Genomic DNA, 8,254 nt, shown 5'->3' on the forward strand with positions numbered 1-8,254 from the left:
TCATTTTAGTAGGACGACTAACAATGGCTTTAACACACCTTCAGCAATTAGAAGCTGAAAGTATCAAAATCATGCGCGAAGTAGCTGCTGAGTTTGAAAACCCGGTGATGCTTTACTCAATCGGTAAAGATTCATCAGTGTTATTACACTTAGCACGTAAAGCGTTTTATCCAGCAAAAATTCCATTTCCACTTTTACACGTTGATACCAACTGGAAATTTAAGGAAATGATTGAGTTTCGTGACCGTCTAGCTAAAGAGTATGGTTTTGATTTAATCGTCCACAAAAACCCTGAAGGGTTAGAGATTGATATTAATCCGTTTGTACACGGCTCAGCAAAGCACACCGATATCATGAAAACGCAAGGCTTAAAGCAAGCGTTAGACAAATACGGCTTCGATGCTGCATTTGGTGGTGCACGTCGTGACGAAGAGAAATCTCGTGCTAAAGAACGTGTTTACTCATTCCGTGATAAGCACCACAGATGGGATCCAAAAAACCAACGTCCAGAGCTTTGGAATACGTACAACAGCCAAGTTAACCCGGGTGAAAGCATTCGTGTATTTCCATTATCTAACTGGACTGAACTTGATATTTGGCAGTATATCTACCAAGAAAACATTGAAATGGTTCCACTTTACCTTGCTAAAGAACGCCCTGTTGTAGAGCGTAACGGCACGCTAATCATGGTTGATGACGAGCGCATGCCATTGGAAGAAGGTGAAGTACCACAAATGAAATCTGTCCGTTTTCGTACCCTTGGTTGTTACCCGCTAACAGGTGCAGTGGAATCAACGGCAGGAACCTTAACTGAAATTATTGAAGAGATGCTGCTTTCAACCTCTTCTGAGCGTGAAGGCCGCGTGATTGATCACGACTCTGCGGGTTCAATGGAAAAGAAAAAACGTGAGGGCTATTTCTAATGTCTAAAACAAACGACACAATTAATGAAGTAAGAGAGTTAGGCATCGACGCCTACCTTGCGCGTCAGCAAGACAAAAGCCTTTTACGCATGCTTACCTGTGGTAGTGTAGATGACGGTAAGTCGACCCTGATTGGCCGCCTTTTACATGACAGCCATCAAATTTATGAAGACCAACTTGCTGCACTACATAAAGACAATGAAAAAGTCGGTAATGCGGGTGAAGAGCTTGATTTAGCACTACTTGTAGATGGCCTTCAAGCTGAGCGTGAGCAAGGTATTACGATTGACGTTGCTTATCGTTACTTTTCAACAGCAAAACGTAAATTCATCATTGCTGATACGCCAGGACATGAGCAGTACACGCGCAACATGGTTACCGGCGCATCAACCAGCGATGTAGCCATTATCTTAGTCGACGCTCGTTACGGTGTACAAGTGCAGACTAAACGTCATAGCTTTATCTGCGATTCGCTCGGCATTAAGCAGTTTGTTGTTGCAATCAACAAGATGGATATCGTCGATTTCGATGAAACCGTGTATGAGAAAATTAAAGCGGATTATCTAAAATTTGCAGAGCAGCTAAATGTTACTAATATCAAGTTTGTACCTATGTCAGCGCTCAAGGGTGACAACGTAGTAACACGCTCTCTACACACACCTTACTACACAGATAAACCACTGCTTGAGTTACTTGAAGACTCACCAGCGGCTGAAATTGATAGCGGTTTTGAAGCACGTCTTCCTGTGCAATATGTTGTGCGCCCTAACTTAGATTTTCGTGGCTTCCAAGGCACTTTAACGTCTGGTAAGTTCAGTGTTGGTGATGCAGTAAAAGTTTTACCATCTGGTAAAAGCTCAAGCATTAAAGAAATTGTGACTTTCGATGGTAACCTAGATACGGCTGAAGCAGGTCAAGCAATCACTTTAACGTTAAATGATGAAATTGATATCAGTCGTGGTGATGTTATTGTGCCAGCAGCTTCAAAAGCGGCTGTTACTAACCGTATTCAAGCTAAATTAGTATGGATGCATGAAGCACCGTTAGTATTAGGTAAAAGCTACAACTTTAAGTTAGGCAGCAAAAACACCTCAGCAGTGGTTAGAAAGATCGATCACACCATTGATGTAAATACCCTTGAGCATGGTCAAGCTGACTCATTACAACTTAACGAAATTGCTATTGTAACCTTAGAGCTTACTGAAACAATTCTGGCCGATGAGTACCACAACAACCATGAAACAGGTGCGTTTATTTTAATTGATCGCCTATCAAACTTAACCGTTGCGGCAGGTATGATTGAGCAATTACTTAGCACTGAAGAGCAGCAAAGTAGCTTTAGCGACTTTGAAGTTGAATTTAATGCTTTAGTACGCAAGCACTTCCCTCATTGGCAAGCGCTTGATATAACTAAGCTTAAGTAATCATTATTCGCCTGTTATAGGAAGTAAAAAGCATGTATCAACAGCTGGTATTAACAGGCATTATGCTGGTATTAGTGGGGTGTCTTTTTGGCACTCGACTAAAACCAGCATGGTTATTTGTCGGCGCTATTGGTATTAGTTATTTAGCAGGGCTGATCAGTCTTGAAGATATGCTAATTAACTATGCAAACCCTTCTTTAATTACGCTTATTCTACTTGTACTCGTTTCGATAGCTGTAGAAAAAACCACGCTAGTGCAAAAGCTTGCTCAGTCTCTTTCGAAAGGCAGCCTGACAAGTTCGGTGACAAAACTAGGTTTATCAACTGCCTTTTTATCATCATTTACTAATAATACTGCGGTAGTGGCATCACTGATTAGTGCAATAAAAGAAAGCCCGACCCATTCACCATCTAAGCTTTTATTACCTTTATCGTATACCGCCATTTTAGGTGGCACAATTACGCTGATTGGCACTTCAACCAATTTAATTGTTAATGGCTTTGCCGTTGAAGCAGGAATGGAGCCCCTTGGTTTTTTTGATTTTACCTTGATTGGTTTAGGCGCATTGAGCGTCGGACTTATCACTATTTTGGTGATGCTCAAGTATTTACCAGATAACGGTAAAAACGACCAAGAAGTGGTGCCCTTTTACCTTGAAGGTAAAGTAGAAACAGGTTCGAAATTAATTGGTAAAAGTGTTGAAGAGAATGGCCTTCGTGAATTAAAAGACTTGTTCTTAGCCGAAATAATCCGTGGTGATAAACGAATTTGCGCGGTTACACCAAAACAAGTTATCAAAGAAGGTGACGTACTGCTGTTTGTAGGTGACATAAAGTCAGTGCCTCTGCTTACCCAATTTGATGGCTTAAAAGTTGTGCACGACAAACATGAGAAAGACGTTGAGCACCTAGTTGAAGTTGTTGTTAGCCATTCTTCAAAATACATTGGTAAAACAATTAAAGAAGTTCGCTTTCGTGAGCAGTTTCATGCAGCCGTTATTGCTATTCGTCGCGGCCATGACCGTTTACAAGGCGGCTTAGGTAAAGTTCAATTGCAAGCGGGTGACTCATTGATCCTTGCGCCTGGCAAAGAGTTTTACTCGCTACCCAATTTAAAGCGCGAGTTTGTTTATATTTCAGGTCTTGATTTACAAACCCATTTAAAACCTAAGCAATCAAATATTGTGTTAGCGAGTTTTGCAACCGTATTGGGGTTAAGTATTATTGGCCTTGTTCCCTTAGTGAAAGGCCTACTCGTTCTTCTTATCGGTTTAATGCTAACGGGCACAATCAAGCTAAGTGAAGTAAAACGTCGTTTTCCGATTGAGTTACTCGCAGTAGTGGGTAGTGCTATTGGCCTTGCCAAACTCATGATAGGCACAGGGCTTGCCGGTGAAATTTCATCAGCCATGTTATACGTTTTAGGTGACTTTGGGCCCTACGGGGCATTTATCGCAATATTTTTAATGACGGTTTTGTTTACCGAACTCATTACCAATAATGCCGCTGCTGCGCTTTCGTTTCCGGTAGCGTATGCACTAGCCGTTGGTTTTGATGTATCACCGTTGCCTTTTATTATGGCTGTCGCATTTGGTGCATCGGCTAGCTTCATTTCGCCATTTGGTTATCAAACTAACTTGATGGTTTACAGCGCGGGAAACTACCGCCTTAAAGATTATATTGCCATGGGCTTACCTTTATCGATTATTTACTCGATTACGGTTTTAACACTCATACCACTGGTATTCCCATTTCAATAACGAGAGTAAAGACAATGGATGAAAATATCGTTTGGCATAATTACGCCATTAGCAAATCACAGCGTAGTGAGCAAAAAAAGCATAAGCCAACCATTCTATGGTTCACTGGTTTTTCAGGTTCAGGTAAAAGCACTGTTGCAAACGCACTAGAAAGCGCATTAAACCAATTAGGCGTTCACACCTACCTACTCGATGGCGACAATGTGCGTCATGGCTTGTGTAAAGATCTTGGCTTTACTGATGAAGACCGCGTTGAAAACATTCGTCGCGTAGGCGAAACCGCAAAGTTGATGGTCGATGCCGGTCTTGTGGTATTGACCGCATTTATTTCGCCGTTCCAAAGCGAACGCGATATGGTAAGAAACTTAGTAGAGGATGGTGAGTTTATTGAGGTATTTTTAGATACCCCGCTTGAAGTGTGTGAAACCCGCGATCCTAAAGGGCTTTATAAAAAAGCCCGTGCAGGTGAAATTAAGCACTTCACCGGTATAGACTCAGACTACCAAATCCCTGCATCGCCAGAAATTAAAATCGATACCAGCAAAAACACCCTAGACCAATCGGTGCAAGAACTGGTAGCGTATTTAAAACAACAGCAAATTATAGGTTAAGTCATGAATCAAACGGAACTGCTAGAAGAAATATTACTCCTCGCACGCCAAGCAGGTAGTGCAATAATGGGGATTTACGAAAAGGACTTTAATGTTGAGTACAAAGCTGATGAAAGCCCAGTTACCGACGCCGACCTAGCAGCTCACAAAGTGATTGTGAATGGCTTACAACACCTCACCCCTGATGTACCAATTCTAAGCGAAGAAAGCGCTGATATTAGCTGGGATATTCGTCAAACTTGGCAACGCTACTGGTTAGTAGACCCAATTGATGGCACCAAAGAGTTCATTAAAAAGAATGGCGAGTTCACCGTGAATATTGCCTTGATTGAAAAAGGTAAACCAGTATTGGCAGTTGTCGATGCACCGGCATTAGGTGTGTCGTATATTGCTGCTGAAGCAATTGGTGCCTTTAAAGATAAAGGTGATGAGCGTATCGAACTTAAGGTAACCCGTAAGCCAAATAAAGGGTTGATCCGTGTTGTCGGAAGCCGCTCACACCCTTCTCCTGATTTAGCAGAATTCGTAAAACAGTTTGAAGATGTAGAAATGGTTTCAAAAGGCAGCTCGCTAAAACTTTGTCTTGTTGCCGAAGGGAGTGCTGATATATACCCACGCCTTGGCCCAACCTGTGAGTGGGATACGGGAGCAGGTCATGCGATTGCCGAAATAGCAGGTGCAACGGTTAGCAAACTCGATGGCAGCCCACTACTGTATAACAGTAAAGAAGAGTATCTGAATCCGTTTTTTGTCGTATCGGCCTTACAGAACTAAAAAGATTTCCGTTAAATATCGTAGGCTGGGTAGAGCGCAGCGAAACCCAGCATTGAGCCATAAACTTTAATATTCCCTACTTTATAGGCACTTCTATCTAGCCAATAAGTCCTTGTTCCTATAGTATTTTGCTATCTTATCTATTAAAGGAATAACCATGACGACTGTTGAAAAAGCAATTGAAGCCGGCTATGAGGCACAAATTAGCGCACTATATAAAGCGCTTTCACAAGGGGTGCTTGCCGCTAATGGCGATGAAAGCGAAATCACAGCAGCTGAGGCACGTTTTAAGAAAGGTTTAGCATTCGCCGCAGACATTAAAGCTCGCGCACTTGCAGCTGCAGAATAAATACCACAACTGGGCTTTTCTAAATGAGCCCAGTTCTCTTCCTTTGTAAGTCTCTCCTTACAGCATAGTTATCTAAACACAACGCTAAAACATGCATTCTTAGTCGCTTTTCTATATGCTGCGCGACAATTATTATTCTAATAGTGGAGTGCTAATGAACACACATCAAGATGCTATGCCGTATGATGCATCGACAACAAGTAGTAACTCAAAATGGAATCTTCATGACACCCAATGGGTGTTAAGTTTATTTGGCACCGCAGTCGGTGCTGGGATTTTATTCTTACCAATTAATATCGGCATCGGCGGATTTTGGCCATTGATTATCATGGCATGCCTTGCTTTTCCGATGACCTACTTAGCCCACAGAGGCTTAGCCCGATTTGTTTTATCATCAAAAAAGCCTGAAGCTGACTTTACTGATGTAGTAGAAGAGCACTTTGGCATAAATGCGGGGCGCTTGATCTCTTTACTGTATTTTCTCTCTATCTTCCCTATCTTACTTATTTATGGTGTTGGCCTAACAAATACCGTTGATAGCTTTATCGTTAATCAGTTAGGCATGGAGTCGCCACCACGCGTGTTGTTATCTGGCGTACTCGTTGGCGGTATGATCAGCTTAATGCTGGGTGGCGAAGCATTGATGTTACGTGCTTTTTCGATACTTGTTTATCCACTTGTCGCTATTTTGTTTTTCTTATCGATTTATTTAATCCCAAGCTGGCAAATGCCAGATGTATCTGTACCTGAGTTTTCGGGCTTCATGAAAACACTTTGGTTATCAATACCTATTATTGTATTTTCATTTAGCCATGCAGCTGCAATATCAAGCTTTGTGCATGTACAGCGTGCTCACTACGGCAACAATGCTAAAATGAAGTCAGAAGCAATTCTGAAGCGTACCAGCCTACTATTAATTGTGTTTGTTTTACTGTTTGTATTCTCGTGTGTGCTGTCACTATCTACTGAACAAATGGTACAAGCAAAAGCTGATAACGTGTCTATCTTGTCATTCCTTGCCAATATCACTGATAACTCATTTATTGCGACCTTAGGACCATTAGTTGCCTTTATTGCGATTACGTCTTCATTCTTAGGTCACTTCTTAGGTGCCCGTGAAAGCTTCAACGGTCTTGTTAGTAAGCAAGCACATATGAACCCTAAACTCGTTGATAAGATTGGCACTGTTATCATGTTCTTCGCTATTTGGTATTGCTCAGTGATCAACCCAAGTATTTTAGACATGATGGATCAGTTATCAGGCCCAATCATTGCCATGATCCTTTTCATCATGCCAATGATTGCCGTTTATAAAGTACCTAGCTTACACAAATACAGAAACCGCTTGAGCACACTGTTCGTATTAACAGTTGGCTCTCTTGCTGTATTTGCGCTTATTTACAGCATGATTCAATAGTCAACAACTGCTTATACATTAAGAAGCCCAGCAGGGAAGCCTGCTGGGCTTTTTTAGTTCGCGAGTTTCGAGAGTAAAGTTAAAAAGGGTAACGTTTTAAGGTCTGGTAGATTGGGTAGAGCGAAGTGAAACCCAACACAGAGCTTTCAGCGTTCAGCGGCTCGGTGGAGGTGTTTTGGTCAGAGTCTCCCCTAAGCAATAAGATCCCGCCGGAGGCACTAAGAATTGCTAGGTTCTAGGTTCTAGGTTCTAGGTTCTAGGAAGAGTGTATTTGTAGGAATGGCTTTAGCCATGAATATATTGCTTATGGCCTAGATTCGGCACTGAAGTGCCTCCTACTCGTTTTGTTGCTGAGGAACACTCTGAAGTACCAAACAATCCTGTAGATCAACTGCCATCTAATCTCTGGCATCTGAGATACGCATCACGTAGGAATGGCTTTAGCCATGAATGTGTTGGTTATGGCCTAGATTCGGCACTGACGTGCCTCCTACAGGGTTTTGTTGCTGAGGGAGTCTCTGCACTATACAACCCCATATTTCAGCTGACGTCTGACGGCTGAAAGCTGAAAGCTCCAGACGCAAAAAAGCCCGACTCTTTCGAATCGGGCTTTCTTTAATTTGGAGCCTGGCAATGTCCTACTTTCACATGGCAAATGCCACACTATCATCGGCGCTGTTTCGTTTCACTACTGAGTTCGGCATGGGGTCAGGTGGGTCCAAAACGCTATTGTCACCAAGCAAATTTGGGTCGTTAATCGCTTTAGCAATCAACTAAAATTCGGAATTCTGATATCAAGTAAATGTCTACTTTAGTTTCTTAACTTCTGTCTGTTACGCTGTCACAAAACGCGTTTGGCGTTGTATGGTTAAGCCTCACGGGTAATTAGTACAGGTTAGCTTAATGGCTCGCACCACTTCCACATCCTGCCTATCAACGTTGTAGTCTTCAACGGCCCTTCAGAGACTTTAAAAGTCTAGTGAGAACTCATCTCGA

Annotated in this window: 7 protein-coding genes and 2 rRNA genes; 7 read left to right on the top strand and 2 right to left on the bottom strand. The window is 42.2% G+C overall.

Annotated features, from left to right (window positions below; genetic code table 11):
* Window positions 1-23: 23 nt before the first annotated feature.
* The 7 genes from cysD to L1D46_RS10385 all read left to right on the top strand — a co-directional run bounded on the left by cysD (window position 24) and on the right by L1D46_RS10385 (window position 7,258).
* A complete protein-coding gene (gene cysD, locus L1D46_RS10355; protein ID WP_105173930.1) occupies window positions 24-923 on the top strand; it encodes a sulfate adenylyltransferase subunit CysD in 900 nt (299 codons plus the stop codon).
* Window positions 923-2,347 carry a sulfate adenylyltransferase subunit CysN gene (gene cysN / locus L1D46_RS10360; protein WP_130049907.1) on the top strand — a complete coding sequence of 475 codons (1,425 nt, stop codon included), beginning with the start codon at window positions 923-925 and terminating at the stop codon, window positions 2,345-2,347. Before cysD ends, cysN begins: the two co-directional genes overlap by 1 nt.
* Before the next feature lie 32 nt (window positions 2,348-2,379).
* Complete coding sequence (locus L1D46_RS10365; protein ID WP_130049908.1) at window positions 2,380-4,107, top strand: SLC13 family permease; 1,728 nt, start codon at window positions 2,380-2,382, stop codon at window positions 4,105-4,107.
* A gap of 14 nt (window positions 4,108-4,121) precedes the next feature.
* The gene (cysC, locus tag L1D46_RS10370) at window positions 4,122-4,718 is read left to right on the top strand and encodes an adenylyl-sulfate kinase (RefSeq protein WP_130049909.1); all 597 of its coding nucleotides are present in this window, start codon (window positions 4,122-4,124) and stop codon (window positions 4,716-4,718) included.
* 3 nt (window positions 4,719-4,721) lie between these two features.
* A complete protein-coding gene (cysQ, locus tag L1D46_RS10375; RefSeq protein ID WP_130049910.1) occupies window positions 4,722-5,492 on the top strand; it encodes a 3'(2'),5'-bisphosphate nucleotidase CysQ in 771 nt (256 codons plus the stop codon).
* Between the two features lie 157 nt (window positions 5,493-5,649).
* Window positions 5,650-5,841, top strand: a complete 192-nt coding sequence (locus tag L1D46_RS10380; protein ID WP_055022144.1) for a hypothetical protein — start codon at window positions 5,650-5,652, stop codon at window positions 5,839-5,841.
* Between the two features lie 154 nt (window positions 5,842-5,995).
* Window positions 5,996-7,258, top strand: coding sequence for an aromatic amino acid transport family protein (locus L1D46_RS10385; protein ID WP_167659192.1), 1,263 nt, complete (start codon window positions 5,996-5,998; stop codon window positions 7,256-7,258).
* Window positions 7,259-7,883: 625 nt separating this feature from the next.
* On the opposite strand, the gene rrf is transcribed toward L1D46_RS10385, so the two are convergent.
* Together rrf and L1D46_RS10395 are read right to left on the bottom strand one after the other, a co-directional pair.
* Window positions 7,884-7,998 (bottom strand): 5S ribosomal RNA (rrf, locus tag L1D46_RS10390).
* Between the two features lie 124 nt (window positions 7,999-8,122).
* Window positions 8,123-8,254: ribosomal RNA gene (locus L1D46_RS10395) — 23S ribosomal RNA — on the bottom strand; the annotation flags it as partial.

The organism is Pseudoalteromonas sp. Isolate3 (assembly GCF_022398505.1).
In the GTDB taxonomy this organism is placed as follows: domain Bacteria; phylum Pseudomonadota; class Gammaproteobacteria; order Enterobacterales; family Alteromonadaceae; genus Pseudoalteromonas; species Pseudoalteromonas apostichopi.